This is a genomic window from Sphaerisporangium cinnabarinum (assembly GCF_055567015.1).
The window spans coordinates 442,695-458,899 of record NZ_JBVHRG010000001.1 but is presented as its reverse complement, the minus strand read 5'-3'; the positions used below and the strand labels follow the sequence as shown (position 1 = coordinate 458,899).

Annotated in this window: 14 protein-coding genes; 4 read left to right on the top strand and 10 right to left on the bottom strand. The window is 75.3% G+C overall.

Features of this window, described 5'->3' with window-relative positions; all coding sequences use genetic code 11:
- Positions 1-229: 229 nt before the first annotated feature.
- On the top strand, positions 230-1,534 hold the full coding sequence (locus ACZ4MO_RS02020; RefSeq protein WP_186810315.1) for an LppM family (lipo)protein: 1,305 nt from the start codon (positions 230-232) through the stop codon (positions 1,532-1,534).
- A 73-nt stretch (positions 1,535-1,607) separates the two neighbouring features.
- On the opposite strand, the gene ACZ4MO_RS02015 is transcribed toward ACZ4MO_RS02020, so the two are convergent.
- On the bottom strand, positions 1,608-2,939 hold the full coding sequence (locus tag ACZ4MO_RS02015; RefSeq protein ID WP_222592328.1) for an enoyl-CoA hydratase/isomerase family protein: 1,332 nt from the start codon (positions 2,937-2,939) through the stop codon (positions 1,608-1,610).
- Between the two features lie 106 nt (positions 2,940-3,045).
- Between ACZ4MO_RS02015 and ACZ4MO_RS02010 the strand changes: the two genes are divergently transcribed.
- From ACZ4MO_RS02010 to ACZ4MO_RS02000, 3 genes are all read left to right on the top strand, one after another.
- Positions 3,046-4,023, top strand: a complete 978-nt coding sequence (locus ACZ4MO_RS02010) for an alpha/beta hydrolase (RefSeq protein WP_209828164.1) — start codon at positions 3,046-3,048, stop codon at positions 4,021-4,023.
- Between the two features lie 65 nt (positions 4,024-4,088).
- Positions 4,089-5,687 carry an AlkA N-terminal domain-containing protein gene (locus ACZ4MO_RS02005; RefSeq protein ID WP_175007489.1) on the top strand — a complete coding sequence of 533 codons (1,599 nt, stop codon included), beginning with the start codon at positions 4,089-4,091 and terminating at the stop codon, positions 5,685-5,687.
- Positions 5,684-6,262, top strand: a complete 579-nt coding sequence (locus ACZ4MO_RS02000; protein ID WP_175007488.1) for a methylated-DNA--[protein]-cysteine S-methyltransferase — start codon at positions 5,684-5,686, stop codon at positions 6,260-6,262. Before ACZ4MO_RS02005 ends, ACZ4MO_RS02000 begins: the two co-directional genes overlap by 4 nt.
- Positions 6,263-6,289: 27 nt before the next feature.
- Here ACZ4MO_RS02000 and ACZ4MO_RS01995 read toward each other — a convergent pair whose 3' ends face one another.
- The 9 genes from ACZ4MO_RS01995 to ACZ4MO_RS01955 form a co-directional block, all read right to left on the bottom strand.
- Entirely contained in the window at positions 6,290-6,838 is a 549-nt protein-coding gene (locus ACZ4MO_RS01995; protein ID WP_175007487.1) for a DoxX family membrane protein, read from the bottom strand.
- Between the two features lie 133 nt (positions 6,839-6,971).
- A complete protein-coding gene (locus tag ACZ4MO_RS01990) occupies positions 6,972-7,988 on the bottom strand; it encodes a CAP domain-containing protein (RefSeq protein ID WP_222592327.1) in 1,017 nt (338 codons plus the stop codon).
- Between the two features lie 119 nt (positions 7,989-8,107).
- Positions 8,108-9,097, bottom strand: a complete 990-nt coding sequence (locus ACZ4MO_RS01985; protein WP_175007486.1) for a cation diffusion facilitator family transporter — start codon at positions 9,095-9,097, stop codon at positions 8,108-8,110.
- 113 nt (positions 9,098-9,210) lie between these two features.
- Positions 9,211-9,738: a monovalent cation/H(+) antiporter subunit G gene (gene mnhG / locus ACZ4MO_RS01980; RefSeq protein WP_175007485.1), complete on the bottom strand. Its 528-nt coding sequence runs from the start codon at positions 9,736-9,738 to the stop codon at positions 9,211-9,213.
- Positions 9,738-10,145 (bottom strand): MrpF/PhaF family protein, encoded by a 408-nt coding sequence (locus tag ACZ4MO_RS01975; RefSeq protein ID WP_175007484.1) that lies wholly within the window; start codon positions 10,143-10,145, stop codon positions 9,738-9,740. The genes mnhG and ACZ4MO_RS01975 overlap by 1 nt, the downstream gene beginning before the upstream one ends.
- Complete coding sequence (locus ACZ4MO_RS01970) at positions 10,142-10,741, bottom strand: Na+/H+ antiporter subunit E (RefSeq protein ID WP_074805261.1); 600 nt, start codon at positions 10,739-10,741, stop codon at positions 10,142-10,144. Before ACZ4MO_RS01970 ends, ACZ4MO_RS01975 begins: the two co-directional genes overlap by 4 nt.
- Positions 10,738-12,351 (bottom strand): Na+/H+ antiporter subunit D, encoded by a 1,614-nt coding sequence (locus tag ACZ4MO_RS01965; RefSeq protein WP_175007483.1) that lies wholly within the window; start codon positions 12,349-12,351, stop codon positions 10,738-10,740. Before ACZ4MO_RS01965 ends, ACZ4MO_RS01970 begins: the two co-directional genes overlap by 4 nt.
- The gene (locus ACZ4MO_RS01960; RefSeq protein WP_499278582.1) at positions 12,348-12,998 is read right to left on the bottom strand and encodes a Na(+)/H(+) antiporter subunit C; all 651 of its coding nucleotides are present in this window, start codon (positions 12,996-12,998) and stop codon (positions 12,348-12,350) included. The genes ACZ4MO_RS01965 and ACZ4MO_RS01960 overlap by 4 nt, the downstream gene beginning before the upstream one ends.
- On the bottom strand, positions 12,995-16,054 hold the full coding sequence (locus ACZ4MO_RS01955) for a Na+/H+ antiporter subunit A (RefSeq protein WP_499278595.1): 3,060 nt from the start codon (positions 16,052-16,054) through the stop codon (positions 12,995-12,997). Before ACZ4MO_RS01955 ends, ACZ4MO_RS01960 begins: the two co-directional genes overlap by 4 nt.
- Positions 16,055-16,205 lie beyond the last annotated feature (151 nt).

Below are 16,205 nucleotides of genomic sequence, written 5' to 3'. Positions count from 1 at the left end.
CCGCTCAACTTCGATCGGCACCCCCGTGCGGCCTCTCCTCGCCCGCCCGCGTCCCCGGAGCGGATGAAGTCCGGCCGCATTCCGTCTCAAAACGGCATCGACCCTCGCCCCGGGCGACGATCCGCGACATGCTGGGCGGGTGAACTCCTCACCCTTGCGCAGACGACTCGGCCTCGGTGCCCTCCTCGCCACCCTCGCACTGTTCCTCACGGGGTGCATGAGGATGGACATGGCCATCACCCTCAACGAGGACGACACGTTCGACGGCAGCGTCGTCATGGCGTTCTCGGACGAGGTCGCCGAGTCGATGGGCTCGGACCCCCAGGAGCTCTGGGACCAGATGGGCTCCGAGATGGAGTCCGAGATGCCGGAGGGCGCGACGCAGGAGCCGTACGCGCAGGACGGCTACACCGGCACCAAGATCACCTACGCCGACCAGCCGATCGCGCAGCTCGACACCGGCGCCGCCGACTCGATCTCCGTCACCCGCGAGGGCGACGACTACGTCGTGAGCGGCTCGATGGACATGACGGGCGAGGAGTTCAACCCGGACACGGGGGACGCGGCGACCGACGAGATGTCGCGGCAGATGATGGAGGGTCTCGACATCAAGATCGCCATCACGTTCCCCGGCGAGGTGGCCGAGTCCAACGGCGAGGTCGACGGCAACACCGTGACGTGGACCCCGGTGGTCGGCGAGGTCAACGAGATGACGGCGCGCGGCTCGGCCGTGCGCGGCGGCTCCGCGGGCTCGGGGACGGACGAGGGCACGGACGAGGGGACCGACGACGGCGCGACCGCGCCCGACGCCGACAGCTCCGACGGGTCCGGCTCGTCGGCGTGGATCTGGTTCCTGGTCGGCGGCCTCGTGCTGCTCGGCATCATCGGCCTCGTGCTGTGGCTCGTGCTCCGCTCCAAGCCCGGCACGCAGGACGGGCAGGGCACCGGCTTCCCGCAGGGCGGGTACCCCGGCCAGCCCGGCCAGCAGGGCGTCTACGGCGCCCCGGGGCAGTACCCGGGTCAGCCCGGCCAGCAGGGCCAGTACCCCGGTCAGGGCCAGCAGGGCCAGTACCCGGGTCAGTACGGCCAGCCCGGCGCGCACCCCGGCCAGCAGGGCCAGTACCCCGGAGCCCCGGGCCAGCCGGGTCAGTACCCGGGTCAGCCCGGCCAGCAGGGCCAGTACCCGGGTCAGCCCGGCCAGCCGCAGGGCTACGGGACGCCGTCCGGCCCGGGCCAGCAGGGTGGCCCGTACGGCGGCCAGCCGCCGGCACCGCCGCAGCAGGGCGGCTACCCGGGCGCCGCGCCGTTCGCGCCCCCCGGCGCGCCGCACCCGCAGTCGTCCCCGACGACGCCGCTGCCCGCGCAGCCGCCCGTCGCGCCGGGCGCGACCCAGCCGCTGCCGCCGCACCAGCCGCCGGCACCGACCCAGCCGCTCCCGCCGCAGCCGGGCGCCGGCCAGGACGGCTCGGGCACGCAGGCCGGTCCCGACGACGAGATCGACGACGCGACGCGGCTGCGCCCGCCGACCGACTGAGCGGCCCGCACCCCGCACGACACGACGGCCCGCCCCGGAGCACCGGGGCGGGCCGTCGTGCGTCCAGGACCGCTCAGGACTCGACGGTGACCTCGACGACGTCACCGACGGCGTCGAGCCGCACGGCGGGCCAGTAGCCGTCGAGGAAGTGCTCGCCGCACGTGTCGGCGAGGTGCACCACGGTGCTCCCGTCCGCGTGCCGTTCCACGAGCTCGACGACGAGGTCGTCGTGCGCCTCGGCGAGCTCGTCGGGCGTCGGCTCCCCCTCGCCGAACCGGCGCACGACGGCCTCGACCGCGCGACGCGCGAGCCGCGGGCTGAGGGCGTCGTCCCACAGCGCCTCCGCGGGCACGTAGGCGAGCGCCTCGGCGCCGAGCGCGGGGTCGACCTCCTCGAGCGTCGCGGGGCGCCACGACGGGTCGCGGTCCTTGTCGACCACCTGCGCGCGGATCCCCTCGACAAGGTCGGGCTGCGTGTCGACGAACCAGCAGACGAGCCCGTACTCCTGGGCGAGCGCCGCGCGGAGGTCGGGCAGGCCGCGCGCGCTGCGGACGGCCGCGAGCGCGACGGTGACCGCCGTGGGCGAGAGCCGTTCGAGCTCGTCCGCCTCGGCGCCCGCACGCTCGTCGCCGTCCGCGGCGGCCGCGCGCAGGCGGGCCACGATCTCCGGCGCCGTGTCCGCCGCGTACGCGGCGTCGATCGCGGCGCGGCGCGCGACGAGCCCGGACACCGGCGCCGGGAGGGCGTGCCGCCGCACGACGTCGCGCACGGCCTCGACGTCGAGCGGGTCGACGCCCGCGCCCGCGAGCGCGGCGAGGTCCGCGCCGAGCACGGGCAGCCGCTCGCTCGGCACGTAGTGGTCGGCGAGCCCGGCGTGGATCGCGTCGGCGGCGTCCATCGTCACCGCGCCGAGGGCGAGCATCTCCCCCAGCCGCCCGGGCGCGCGGGCGAGGAGCCACGACCCACCGACGTCGGGCGTGAAGCCGATCCGCGTCTCGGGCATCGCGACGCGCGAGCGCTCGGTGACGACGCGGACCGGCGCGTGGGCCGCGAGGCCGACGCCGCCGCCCATCGTGATGCCGTCCATGATCGTCACGACGGGCACGGGCAGCTCCGCGAGCGCCGCGTCGACCGCGTACTCGCGCCGGAAGTACCGGCGCGCGTCGGCCTGCTGCCCGGCGACGACCGACGCGTGCAGCTCGCGGATGTCGCCGCCCGCGCACAGGCCGCGGTCGCCCGCGCCGTCGAGCAGCACGAGACGCACGGTCGGGTCGACGCGCCACTCGTCCAGCACGTCGGCGATCTCGCCGAGCATCGAGTACCCGAGCGCGTTGAGCGCGCGGGGCCGGTCCAGGGTGAGGTGCCCGACGCCGTCGTCGACGCGGGCGAGGATCTCGCTCGTCATCCGCGTCACGCTACCGCCCGTCGGCGGCCGCGGGTGCGCACGACGTGGGACCCTGGCACGGCAGAGGGGTCGGGCCGGCGGTGCCGGGAGCAGCGAGGAGGCGGCGGTGGACGAGGCGACGCGGACGGACGGGACCTGGCGGCCCGACGTGCTGGGCGGGGACTGGGTCGCGCGCGACCTCGACCTCCCGGACGGTGCGGTGGCGACCCTGGTGCGGCGCGACGCCGCGGCGCCCGCGGGCGACCGGCCCGCGGTGCTGTACGTGCACGGGTTCATCGACTACTTCTTCCAGACGCACGTCGCGGAGGCCGTCGAGGCGCGCGGATACCGGTTCTACGCCGTCGACCTGCGCGGCTACGGGCGCTCGATCGGCCGCGGCACGGGCGCGCCGTCGCGGCCCGACGACGACCCGAACTTCGTCACCGACCTCGCCGTCTACGCGCAGGACCTCGACGCGGCGGCGCGCGCGGTGCGCGCCGAGGGCCACGACCGGATCGTGGTGCTGGGGCACTCGACCGGGGGCCTCCTCGCGAGCCTGTGGGCCGACGCGCGGCCCGGCCGGCTCGCGGCGCTCGTGCTCAACAGCCCGTGGTTCGACCTCAACAAGCCGTGGGTGTTCCGGGGCCCGGTGACGTGGGTGGTCGACGTCGTCGGGCGGGTCGCGCCGCGGCTCGTCGTGGGCGCGCTCGACCCGCACTGGGCGGAGGCGCTGCACGCGAGCACCGGCGGCGAGTGGGACTTCGACCTCGCGTGGAAGCCGATCGAGGGGTTCCCCGTGCGCGCCGGGTTCCTGCGGGCGGTGCGCCGCGGCCACGCCCGCGTCGCGCGCGGGCTCCACGTCGACTGCCCGGTGCTCGTGCTCGCCTCCGCGCGCAGCGGCCCGGCGTCGGGCTGGCACGACGCCCTGCTCACGACCGACAGCGTGCTCGACGTCGGGCACATCACGTCGCGGGCCGAGCGGCTGGGCGACGACGTCACGGTCGTCACGGTCGAGGGCGGCGCGCACGACCTCGCGCTCTCCCCCGAGCCTGCCCGGTCGACGTACCTGCGCGAGGTCCTCGACTGGCTCGACGCACGCGTCTGACGCCGCTCACCGTCGTGTCCGAATCCCGCTAGCCACGGCGTGGTCCGGCGGGTGAGGATCGAGTCATGACGACGACCCTCGCGACGCGCCCGGCGACCACGGACCCCGTGTTCGCCGAGCGCTACCGCGCCATCGCGTCGCGCGACCGCCGCTTCGACGGGCAGTTCATCACCGCCGTGAGCAGCACCGGCATCTACTGCCGGCCGTCGTGCCCGGCGCGTACCCCGAAGCCCGAGAACGTCACCTTCTACCTCACCTCGGCCGCCGCCCACGAGGCCGGCTACCGCGCGTGCAAGCGCTGCCTCCCGGAGGCGGTGCCGGGCACGCCGAGCTGGGACCTCGGGCACGACCTGTCGGCCCGGGCCATGCGCCTCGTCGCGGACGGCGTCGTGGACCGCGAGGGCGTCGACGGCCTCGCCGCCCGCCTCGGCTACTCGGCCCGGCACGTGCACCGCGTGCTCGTCGCGGAGCTCGGCGCCGGTCCGGTCGCGCTCGCCCGTGCGGTGCGCGCCCAGACGGCGCGCGCCCTGCTCACCGGGACCGACCTGCGGCTGGCCGACGTCGCGTTCGCCGCCGGCTTCGGCAGCGTGCGTCAGTTCAACGACACGGTCGCCGAGGTCTTCGACACGACGCCGGGCGAGCTGCGCCGTCGCGCCCGGCCCGACCGGGCGACGTCGACCGGCGACCCCGGCTCGCGCGCCGAGACCGCCGGGTCCCCCGCGGACGACGGCGGCGCCACCGCCGCGCTCGACCTCACCCTCCCGCTGCGCGAGCCGTTCGACGCCCACGGCGTGTTCGCGTTCCTCGCGGCGCGTGCGGTGGACGGCGTCGAGGTCGTCGACCTCGACGGCCCGCTGCTCTCCTACGCGCGCACGCTCGCGCTGCCGCACGGGCCGGGCGCTCTCCGAGCCACCTACGGGCCGCCGCCCGGGACCCGACGGCGCCCGCCGCGCTTCCACGTGGAGCTCGAGCTGACGTCCGTGGCCGACCTCCCGGCGGCGATCGCGCGCGTCCGGCGGCTGTTCGACCTCGACGCCGACCCCGCGGCCGTGGACGCCGCCCTCGCCGCGGACCCGGCGCTCGCCGCGTCGGTCCACGCGGTCCCGGGGATCCGCGTCCCGGGGGCGGTGGACGCCGCCGAGATCCTCGTGCGCGCGCTCGTCGGGCAGCAGATCTCGGTCGCGGCCGCGCGGACGCACCTGTCGCGGCTCTCCGTCGCGCTCGGGACGCCGTTCGCGTCGCGGTTCGGGCCGACACGCCTGTTCCCGACGCCCGCGCAGCTCGCCGCCGGGGGCGCGGACCACCTGCGCGGCCCCGCCCGGCGCACGGCGGCGGTGCTCGGCGTCGCGCACGCGCTCGCCGACGGGTCGCTCGCCCTCTCCCCGGCCGACGACCCCGCGGCCCAGCGCGCGGCGCTCGAGGCGATGCCCGGCGTCGGGCCGTGGACGTCCGGGTACGTGGCGATGCGCGTGCTGCACGACCCCGACGTCCTGCTCGACGGCGACCTCGCCCTCCGCGCGGGTGCCGCCGCGCTCGGCCTGCCCGACGACCGCCGCGCGCTCGCCGCCCGCGCCGAGCGCTGGGCGCCGTGGCGCTCGTACGCCGCGATGCACCTCTGGCGCGCCTCCGCGCCTGCCCCGACCCCTCCGAAGGAGACCCCGTGACCACCGCACCCGCTCCCACCACCACCGCGACGGCAGGCACGAGCCCGGCCGTCACCACGACGCTCACCACGCCCGACGGTCCGTTCACGGTCGTCGTCGACGCCGCCGGCGCGGTCCTCGCGTCCGGCTGGACCGACGACGCCGCGTCCCTCGTCGCCCTCGTGCACCCCGGGCTGCGCCCCGCGGAGGTGACCCCCGTGCCCGACGACGACCCCGCCGTAGCGACCGCCGTCGCCGCGGTCCGGGCCTACTACGCGGGCGACGTGCGGGCGATCGACGCCGTGCCGGTGCGACAGGCCTCGGGACCCTACCGCGCGCACGCGTGGGACGTGCTGCGCACGGTCGAGCCCGGCGACCCGGTGACCTACACCCGGTATGCCGAGCTGTCGGGGCGGCCCGCCGCCGTGCGCGCCGCCGCGGGCGCCTGCGCGATGAACGCGGCGGCCCTGTTCGTGCCCTGCCACCGCGTGCTGCGCACGGACGGCAGCCTCGGTGGCTTCCGCTACGGACTGGACGTCAAGCGCAGCCTCCTCGACCGCGAGGCCCGGGCGACCGTCACGGCACCGGCGCGCTGAGCCCGCCGCGGGCGGCCCGCCCCGGCATCACGCCGCCGGAGCGCGCGCCGGCTCCGCCGCCGCGAGCGTGAACCGGGCCCCGAGCGTCGCCGCCGCCACCACCCCGGCGGCGGCGACGAGCACGACGTCCTTGAGCACGTACTGACCCATGAGGGTCATGCCGTCGCCGAACAGGTCGCCCGGGAAGAGCGCGACCGGGGAGAGGACGCCGGCCAGCGTGACGGCGAGCACGACGAGCCCCGCCCGCAGCGCGCGACCGGTGAGGAGCGCGAGCCCGACCGCCGTCTCGACGACCGCCGTGAGGACCACGGCGGCGGTGCCGTCGACGAGGCCGAAGGTCAGCGCCTCGACCGTGCGGCGCGCGATCTGCTCCGCCGGGCTCGCGCCCGGGAAGAACTTGAGCACCCCGAAGCCGAGGAAGACGAGGCCGAGGGCGACCCGCAGTGCCGGCACGGACCAGACGGCGAGGCGCTCGCAGAGCCCCTCGCGGAGCCGCCGGGCAGCGGCGCGCCGCGGCTCCTCCGCGACGGGGGCGGCGGTGGACGGGGTCGGTGCGGCGGGTCCGGTGGGGGCCATTCTGAACTCCTCGTCGAGCAGGAGCGTTCCACTTTCCGGCGATAAGATAGCGGACCTGCGATATTCGCCGCGCGTGGGCCCGCTCCCGCGAGACGCGGGACGGGCGGTGCGCCGCCGACGAGAGGGGCCGGGATCAGCCCCGGCCGAAGACCTGGGTCCAGGCCCCGTTCGCGTGCCCGACGCCGATCTCCCGCAGGCCGCAGTCGAGGATGTTCGCGCGATGGCCGGGCGAGTCCATCCACCCGCGCACGACGTCCTGCGCGGTCCGGTAGCCCTTCGCGACGTTCTCGGCGCCCGGGTTCGGGTAGCCCTGCGCGTGGGCCCGGTCCCACGGCGACCGGCCGTCGAGGCTCGTGTGGTCCATGTACCCCTGCGCGTCCATGTCCTCGCTGTGGAGCTGCGCCGCAGCGGTGAGGCGGTCGTCGACGGCGAGCGGCTCGCACCCGGCGGCGGCCCGCGCCGCGTTCGTCAGCTCGACGACCGCCGCGCCCTCCGCCGTGATCGCCCCGGGACCTGCTCTGCCCGGCGCCGCCGCTCCGGCGGCCGTCGCGGTCCCGGCGGCAGGAGTCGCCGCGTCGGCCGGTGCGGTGCCAGGTGCCGGGTCCGTCGCGGTGGCGTCGTCCGGGCCGGCGGGGTCCGCCTCGCCCGCGGGCGGCACGTCCTCCGGGGTGCCCGTCGGTGCCGGGGCGGTGGGAGGCTCCTCGGCCGCCGCGGGCGCGGGCGAGGCCTCGGAGCCGGTGGGGGCGTCGTCGGCCGCGGGCGCTCCCGGCGCGGTGGGGACGTCCGAGGGGAGGTCGTCGCGCGCGTCGGCCAGGGTGCGCGACGCGCGGTCGTCGCGCGGGTCCCGGCCCGCGAGCCACTCCTGCGGAGAGGTCCCCTGCCACGGGAGCGCCGCGACGACGGGGCCGAACGGACCCGCGTGCTCGGGACGGATCTCGCCCGTCACCGTGGCGGCCGTGAGCCCGAGCGCCGGGCCCAGCAGCAGGGCGGCCACGACGCCCGTCGTCACCGCGACGCGCGGACCGGACCGCAGGTGCCGGGCGAACGGGCCGCCCCGCCGTCGTGCGGGCGCGGACGACGACGGGGTCACGGGGGACGGCGCGGGCGCCGCCCCCGCCGAGCGGTGCCGGGGCGTGCGCTGCGAGACCATCGCCCGACCTTACCCATCGCGCCCGTGGATGTGTACCGCTTCGTCCGTTCTGCGCCCGGTCGACGGCCGGATCGAGGGCCGGGTCGACGGCAAGATCGATGGCCGGGTCGACCGCGAGGTCAGACGATCGACGGCTCCTCCGGGGCGGAGACCGTGAACACCGCGCCCGCGATGAGCGGCACGGACGTCACCCGACGCTCGAGCTCGTCGAGCCGACGGGCGACGGACGTCTCCGACTCGTCCCCGCGCAGGTCCACGCTCGCCACGAGGTACAGCGCGCGCGGCCCGACGTACTCGAGTCGCAGGTACGTGACGCGCTCGACCTCGGGCAGGTCGCGGATCCCCGTCAGCACCGCGGCGCGCGTCGCGGGCATCGCCGCCTCCCCGACGAGGAACCGCCGGTTGCGGTCGATGAGCACCACGGACACCACCGCGAGGACGAGGCCGACGACGATCGACCCGACGGCGTCGGGCACGGGCGACCCGGTGAGCTGGTGCGCCAGGACGCCCGCGAACGCCACCACGAGGCCGATCAGCGCGGCGGCGTCCTCCGCGTACACCGCGCGCAGCGTCGGGTCCGACGTGACGAGCACGTGGTGCAGGGTGTCGCGGTCCGCCGCCCGCGCCTCGGCACGCGCCTGCCGCCGGGCGCGCAGGAACGACACCCCCTCGAGCACGAACGCCAGGGCGAGGACCGCGTAGGCGACGACGTAGTTGTCCGCCGGCTCGGGGTGCACCAGCTCCTGGATGCCGTGCGTGATCGAGACCCCCGCGCCGACGGCGAACAGCCCGATCGCCGCGAACATCGACCACACGTACGCCTCGCGGCCGAACCCGAGGGGGTGCTCGGTGTCCGCCGGGCGGCGCGAGCGCCGGTCGGCGACGAGGAGGAAGATCTCGTTGCCCGTGTCCGCCCACGAGTGGACCGCCTCCGCGAGCATCGACGCCGAGCCGGTGACCGTCGCGGCGACCGTCTTCGCGCCCGCGATGAGCGCGTTCGCGAGGAACGCGACGATCACCGTCACCGTGCTGTCGCCGCCCTCCGGTCGCGCGACGCGCGGATTGCGCGACTCCGGCTGCGGCGGGGCGGGCGTGGGGGCGTCGGGCATGCTGCCGGTCTACCAGCCGCGTGCACGACCCGCGCGCGGAGGCCGGGCGCGCCCGGGCCGGGCGTGCAGGGCCCGGGCACCGGGCCCGGCAGCGCACGCGCCGCGAGGCGACGTCAGCGCGCCGGGCCCTCCGCACCGGCGGCACGACCCGCGCCGTCGGACCCGGGGTCGCCCGCGCCGTCGGGCCCGGGGTCGCTCGTGTCGGCGAGCTCGACGTCGCCGGTCGCGCCCGGCTCGCCGTGCCGGTCCGTGTCGTCGTGCTCGCCCGTGTCCTCGCGCTCCGCCGCCTCCTGGTCGCGCGTGAGCTCGTCGACGACGAGCAGGTCGGTGCGGACCTTGCCCGTGCGGTACCCGGCACGACCGACCATGTGCGCCGCGACGGGCGACGTGAGGAGCTGGAACACGACGACGAGGAACAGCGTCGCGACGGCACCCCACGAGCGCAGCCGCAGGCTCAGGCCCGCGAGCACGAGGATCAGCCCGAGGACCTGGGGCTTCGTCGCGGCGTGCATGCGCGCCAGGAGGTCGGGGAACCGCACGACGCCGACGCCCGCGGCGAACGCGAGGAACGCGCCGCACAGGAGGAAGACGGCGGAGACGACGTCGGCGACCGTGTCCCACAGGCCGGTGGTCGGGTCCATCAGCGCACCTCCCCCTCGGGCGCGCCACCGTGGTGCTCGCCGTCGACCGCCGCGTCCCGGTCGGACTCCTCGGCCTCGCGGCGGGCGGCGTCCTCGGCCGCGATCTCCTCGGCCGTGCGGATGCGGCCCTCGTCCTCGGGCTCGACCGACGCGAACCGCGCGATCGTCACCGAGCCCACGAACCCGACGAGCGACAGCACGACGAGGATCGGGATGGTGTCCGTGCGCCGCGAGAACGCGGCCTCGAGCGCGATCGCCCCGACGAGCGTCGTCGTGAAGACGTCGAGCGCGATCGTGCGGTCGAGCATCGAGGGACCGCGCTCGGCGCGCGCGACGGCGAGGCTGGCTCCCGCGGCGAGCAGCACGGCGCTCGCCACGACGATCACGAGGTAGACGGTGTCGCTCATGCCTCGGCCACCTCTCGCGCGGACGGGACGTCGTACAGGCCGGCGGCCCGCAGCTCGTCGTTCGACGCGAACGCGTGCAGCACGCGCGCCTCGAGCGCGAGCGTGTCCTCGCGGATCTTCTCCACGCCGCCCGCGGTCTCGACGTCGAGCACGTGCAGGTAGAGCATCCCCGTGAGGCGGTGCGCCTCGACGACGATCGAGCCGGGGACGAGCGACGACAGCTCGGCCGTGATGGTCAGGTAGATGTCGGACGGGTTCCGCAGGCGCACCCCGACGACGGCGCCGCGGGGCGTGTGCCGGGGGTTCAGCGCGAGGAGGCTCACCTGGAACGACGCGACGACGAGGTCGGAGACGAAGCGCCCGACGAGCACGAGGAACGGCCACGGCCGGAACTTCCCGCGCGCCGCGATCGACGGCAGCGGGAAGAACGTGATGACGGCGAACCCGATGATGACGCCCGCGAGGACGTTGCCCACCGACAGGTCGCCCCAGAGCATGACCCAGACGATCGTCAGCCAGAGGATGGTGCGCCACTGCGTGGTGACGCGGGCGAACCACCCGGACGCGAGCGCGCGGCGGCGGCGGTGCAGGCTCATCCGTCCGCACCCCCGTCCGCACCGGCGGGTTCGGTGCTGACGGGTCCCGCGCCGTCCGTCTCGCCCGTGGCGACGTCGCTCGACTCGCCCTGCCCCCGGTCAGAGTTCCCCGGGAACACGGCGTCGACGTACGTGTGGCCGTCGAGCAGCGTCGCGGCGGCGCGCTCCGTGTACGAGTAGAGCGGGCCGGCGACCACGGTGAGCGCGAGGCCGAACGCGACGAGCGCCGTCGCCGGCCCGACCATCCCGCGCGGGAGGCGAGCATCCGCGGGGATCTCGACGGGCGCCGTCTGCCAGAAGGCCTTGTTCCAGGCCTTGACGATCGCGTACAGCGTGAGCAGCGACGTCACGACGGACCCCACGACGAGCGCCCACGTGAGCGGCGTGCCCTGCGCGACGCCCTCCTCGAGGAGACCGACCTTGCCGAGGAAGCCCGACAGCGGCGGGATGCCGGCGAGGTTCATCGCGGGGATGAAGAACAGGATCGCCAGACCGGGCGCGAGCTTGGCGAGGCCGCCGAGCCGGTCGAGCGACGTCGAGCCGCCGCGGCGTTCCACGAGGCCGACGACGAGGAACAGCGTCGTCTGCACGGTGATGTGGTGCACCACGTAGAAGATGGCGGCCGCCATGCCCGGCTCGGACGCGAGCGCGATGCCGAAGATCATGTAGCCGATGTGGCTCACGAGCGTGAACGACAGGAGTCGCTTGATGTCGTTCTGCGCGACGGCGCCGAGGATGCCCACGACCATGGTCAGCAGCGCGAGCCACATGAGGACGTCGTCGACGACGCTGTCCTCCGGGAAGAGCAGCGTCTGCGTGCGGATGATCGCGTAGACGCCCACCTTGGTGAGCAGGCCCGCGAAGACCGCGGTGACGGGCGCGGGCGCCGTCGGGTAGGAGTCGGGCAGCCACGCCGACAGCGGGAAGATCGCCGCCTTGATGCCGAACGCGAGCAGCAGCAGGAGCTGGATCGCGAGCGCCGTGCCCGGGTCGATCTCGGCGTACCGCTCCGAGAGCTGGGCGAGGTTGACCGTGCCCGTCGCGGCGTAGGTCAGCGCGATCGCGACGAGGAAGACGATCGACGAGAGCAGCGCCACGACCACGTAGATCGACCCGGCGCGGATGCGCTCGCCCGTGCCGCCGAGCGTGAGGAGCACGTAGCTCGCGGCGAGGAAGATCTCGAACCCGACGTAGAGGTTGAACAGGTCGCCGGAGAGGAACGCGTTGAACACGCCCGCCGCGAGGACCATGAACGTCGGGTGGTAGATCGCGACCGGCGCCTCCTCGTCGCCGTCCGCCACGCCCTGCGCGAGCGAGTACAGCAGGACGCACAGCATGACGAAGCTCGACACGACGAGCATGAGCGAGGAGAGCCGGTCCGCGACGAGGTCGATCCCGACCGGAGCGGCCCAGCCGCCCACGTCGACGACGATCGGGCCCGAGTCGGCCGCGACCAGGAGGCCGACGGCCGCCGCGAGGACGAGCGCGAGCGCGGCCACCGTGATGATCCGCTGCGCGCGCGGGTGGCGCCAGAGGGCGAGCGCGAGACCGGCCGCGACGAGCGGCAGGACCACGGGGAGCGGGACGAGGGCCGCGGCGGTGAGGTTCATCGCGGCTCCTTCCCGTCGGTCCGTCGGTCGTTCGGCCGTGCGTCGTCCGGTCGTGCATCGTCAGGTCGGGCGTGATCGGGTCGGGCGTCGGAGCCCTCGGTGCGGCCGTCCGTGGCGTCCCCGGCGTCCCGCCCGGCCGGGCCTGACGGCGGTTCCTCGCCGTCCGTGACGCCGTCGCCGTCGCCGTCGGTCTCGTCGCGGACCTCGGCGGCCTCGTCGTCCAGGGTCGCGCCGCTCTCCTCCGTGTCCGCGTCCTCGAACGCGGGCGCGTTGCGGGCGGCGTGCCGCGCGACGCGGCGGTCCTCGAGGTCGTCCTGCACCTCGTCGTGGCCGTGCAGCTGCCACGAGCGGTAGGCCATCGCGAGCACGAACGCCGTGATGCCGAGCGTGATGACGATCGCCGTGAGGACCATCGCCTGGACGAGCGGGTCGCTCATGTCCTCCTCGGGCGTCGTGCCGATGAGCGGCGCTCCCCCGGCGCGCCCGCCCGCGACGAGGAAGAGCAGGTTGGCGCCGTTCCCCATGAGGATGAACCCGAGCAGGACGCGCGTGAGGCTGCGCTCGAGAAGCAGGTAGACGCCCGCGGCGAACAGCACGCCGATCGCGAGGACGAGGACGACGCTCGGCGCCATGTCGATGGCGTTCACCGGCGGCCACCTCCGATCGAGTCGGGCTCCATGGCCTCGAGCGGCCCCGTGTCCTCGCCGGGCTCGCGGCCCGCGGCGGCGCGTTCCGCGTGCCGGTCGATCTCGGCGCCGAGGGTCCGCAGGATGTCGAGGACGAGGCCCACGACGACGAGGAACACGCCGACGTCGAAGAACAGCGACGTCACGAGGTGGATCTCCCCGACGAGCGGGAGCGCGAGGTCGTAGGCCTCGCTGCCGAGCACGTTGCCGGTGAGCAGGAACGCGACGAGCCCCACGCCCGCGGACAGGAACAGGCCCGTCCCGAGGAGCAGGCCGGGGTGGACGGGCGCGGCCTCGCCGAGCTCGTACCGGCCGCCCGCGAGGTACCGCACGATGAGGGCGATGCCGACGACGAGGCCTGCGGCGAACCCGCCGCCCGGCGCGTTGTGGCCCGAGAACAGCAGGAAGAGCGCGAAGACGATCATGGCGTGGAACAGCACGCGCGTGACGACCTCGAAGATCACCGAGCGCCGCTGGGGCGCGAGGGTGCGGCCGGCGCTCAGCCACACGAGCATGCGCGGCTGGTCCTTCTCCGTGACCCCGCGGCGGCGCAGCGCCGCACCCGGGTCGTCGGTGTCGCTCCAGACGCCGGAGCCCGACGCCGTCGTCGCGGGCCGCGCGCCCGAGGCACGCAGGATCTCGCCGCTGCGCGACCGCAGGAAGACGAGCGACGCGACACCCGTCGCGGCGGCCAGGAGGACGGAGATCTCGCCCATGGTGTCCCAGGCGCGGATGTCGACGAGGGTCACGTTGACGATGTTCTTGCCGTGCCCGAACTCGTACGCCTCGGCCGGGAAGTCGACCGAGATGGGCGTCGCGACGCGCGCGAGGGGCGCGACGAGCGCGAAGCCCATCATGACGACCGCGACCGCGAGGCCGATCCCCAGGCGGACCCACCGGCTCGCCGCCAGCGGCCGGTTCGAGAAGTACGCGGGCAGGCGTCGCAGCACGAGCACCATGACGACGAGCGTGATCGTCTCCACGAGGACCTGGGTGAGCGCGAGGTCGGGCGCGCCGTGCAGGAGGAAGAGGACGGCGTTGCCGTACCCCGCGATCCCGACGAGGATCACGGCCTTGAGCCGGCGGCGCGAGCGCGCGGCGAGCACCGACGCGATGCAGATCGCGGCGACGGCGACGAGCTGCGCGGGGCGGTCCCAGGCCCGGAGCTGCTCGGGCCACGCCGTCTGCGCGACCATGACCATGCCCGGCCCGAGCACGAGGACCACGAGGATCGCGCCGAGGTAGAACGGGAGCGAACCACGCTGCGTGACGGCCGTGATGTCGGCGGCCAGGTCGTCGAGCTTGCGCATCACCTTGCGGTACGTGACGTCGGCCTCGGGCCCCGTCCACAGCGAGGCCTGGAACCGCTCGACGCGCGACCGCTGCCAGAACAGCACGACACCGACCGCGAGCACGAGGACCGTCAGCGCGAGCGCGGGGGTGAAGCCGGCCCACAGGACGAGGTGCCCGGGGTCGCCGACGGGGTAGGTGTCCGCGTACGGGGCGAGGAGGTCCTCGCCGAAGTGCGGCACGAGCGCCGTCGCGAGCCCGAGGACCGCGAGCACGACGGCCGGGCCCACGAGCAGGAACGGCTGGCGGTGGATGCGCGCCGGGTCGATCGGCGGCTCCTCGGCCTCGACGGCCGGGCGGCGCGCGCCGGTACCGGCGTCGGCCCCCCACGCCTTCTCGTGCGCGTTGGCGCGCGCGGGCGAGCGACCGAGGTGCGGCTTGGACGCGAACGCGCCCCACCAGAAGCGCAGGCCGTACGCGACCGTGAACATCGAGCCGACGACGACCGACCACAGCACGACCGTGTCCACCCAGACCGGCCCTTCGCCGTGCAGGAGCGACTCGAGCGCCGCCTCCTTCGCGACGTACCCGGCGAACGGCGGCAGCCCGATCATCGACGCGGTCGCGAGCCCGCCCGCGACCGCCGTCCACGGCAGGGCCTTGCCCACGCCCGTGAGGCGGCGCAGGTCGCGCGTCCCGGCCGCGGCGTCGACCACGCCGACGACGAGGAACAGCGAGGCCTTGAACATCGCGTGCGCGCCGATCATCGCGAGCCCGGCGAGCGCGGCGCCTCGCGTCCCGAGGCCCACGAGCAGGATGATGAGGCCGAGCTGGCTCACGGTGCCGAACGCGAGGACGAGCTTGAGGTCGTACTGCCGCAGCGCGCGGTAGCCGCCCACGAGCAGCGTGCCCGCGCCGAGCACGATGACGAGCGTGCGCCAGACCGTGGTGTCCGAGTAGGCGGGCGCGAAGCGCGCGACGAGGTAGACACCGGCCTTGACCATCGCGGCCGCGTGCAGGTAGGCGCTCACCGGCGTGGGCGCCGCCATCGCGGCGGGCAGCCAGAAGTGCAACGGGATGAGCGCGGACTTGCTCGCCGCCCCGACGAGGAGGCACACGATCGCCGCCGTCACGGCGCCGCCCGTCGGCGGGTCCGCGATGATCTCGGACATGCGGAAGGTCCCGCCCTGGACCCCGAGGATCACGACCCCCACGAGCATGGCCAGGCCGCCCGCGGTGGTGAGGATGATCGCCTGCATGGCGGCACGACGGCTCGCCTTGCGGTCGGCGTAGTGGCCGATGAGCAGGTACGAGAAGACGGTCGTGAGCTCCCAGAACACGAACAGGAGCAGCATGTCGTCCGCGGTGACGAGCCCGACCATCGCGCCCGCGAACGCGGTGAGGACGCCGCCGAACCGCCGCAGGCCCTGCGCGGTGGGCGAGAAGTAGGCCGAGCAGTAGACGAGGACGAGCGCGCCCACGCCGCCGACGAGCAGCAGCATGAGCCACGACAGCGTGTCCATGCGGAAGGCGAGCTCGAGCCCCAGCCCCGGCACCCACTCGATGACCTGCGTCGGGTGCTCTCCCGACATGACGCGCTCGGTCCAGGCGAGCGCGTAGACCGCCGCGGACGCCGGCGCGAGCGCCATGACGAGGAACGCCCGGCGGCCGAGGAACGAGACGAGTGCAGGCGCGCCCAGTGCCATCACGAGATGGGCAAGGAGCACGTAGAGCACGGGCCGCTCCGTCCGGGTCGGGGGCGGGTGGGCGAAGTTCTTGCTGGACTTGTCATCGCCGCGCCCGGGCGGGGGGAAGCCGCAGGGCACGACAGTTCACGGCGCCGACGAGGCCGGGCCGAGAATCATTTTACCGACTCCT

Excerpts from the sequence above, each read along its gene's own strand:
- ACZ4MO_RS01965 (WP_175007483.1), bottom strand. The coding sequence starts at position 12,351 with ATGAACCTCACCGCCGCGGCCCTCGTCCCGCTCCCCGTGGTCCTGCCG.
- ACZ4MO_RS01975 (WP_175007484.1), bottom strand. The coding sequence starts at position 10,145 with ATGAGCGACACCGTCTACCTCGTGATCGTCGTGGCGAGCGCCGTGCTG.
- ACZ4MO_RS02005 (WP_175007489.1), top strand. The coding sequence starts at position 4,089 with ATGACGACGACCCTCGCGACGCGCCCGGCGACCACGGACCCCGTGTTC.
- ACZ4MO_RS02015 (WP_222592328.1), bottom strand. The coding sequence starts at position 2,939 with ATGACGAGCGAGATCCTCGCCCGCGTCGACGACGGCGTCGGGCACCTC.
- ACZ4MO_RS01985 (WP_175007486.1), bottom strand. The coding sequence starts at position 9,097 with ATGCCCGACGCCCCCACGCCCGCCCCGCCGCAGCCGGAGTCGCGCAAT.
- ACZ4MO_RS02020 (WP_186810315.1), top strand. The coding sequence starts at position 230 with ATGGCCATCACCCTCAACGAGGACGACACGTTCGACGGCAGCGTCGTC.
- mnhG (WP_175007485.1), bottom strand. The coding sequence starts at position 9,738 with ATGGACCCGACCACCGGCCTGTGGGACACGGTCGCCGACGTCGTCTCC.
- ACZ4MO_RS01970 (WP_074805261.1), bottom strand. The coding sequence starts at position 10,741 with ATGAGCCTGCACCGCCGCCGCCGCGCGCTCGCGTCCGGGTGGTTCGCC.
- ACZ4MO_RS01995 (WP_175007487.1), bottom strand. The coding sequence starts at position 6,838 with ATGGCCCCCACCGGACCCGCCGCACCGACCCCGTCCACCGCCGCCCCC.
- ACZ4MO_RS01990 (WP_222592327.1), bottom strand. The coding sequence starts at position 7,988 with ATGGTCTCGCAGCGCACGCCCCGGCACCGCTCGGCGGGGGCGGCGCCC.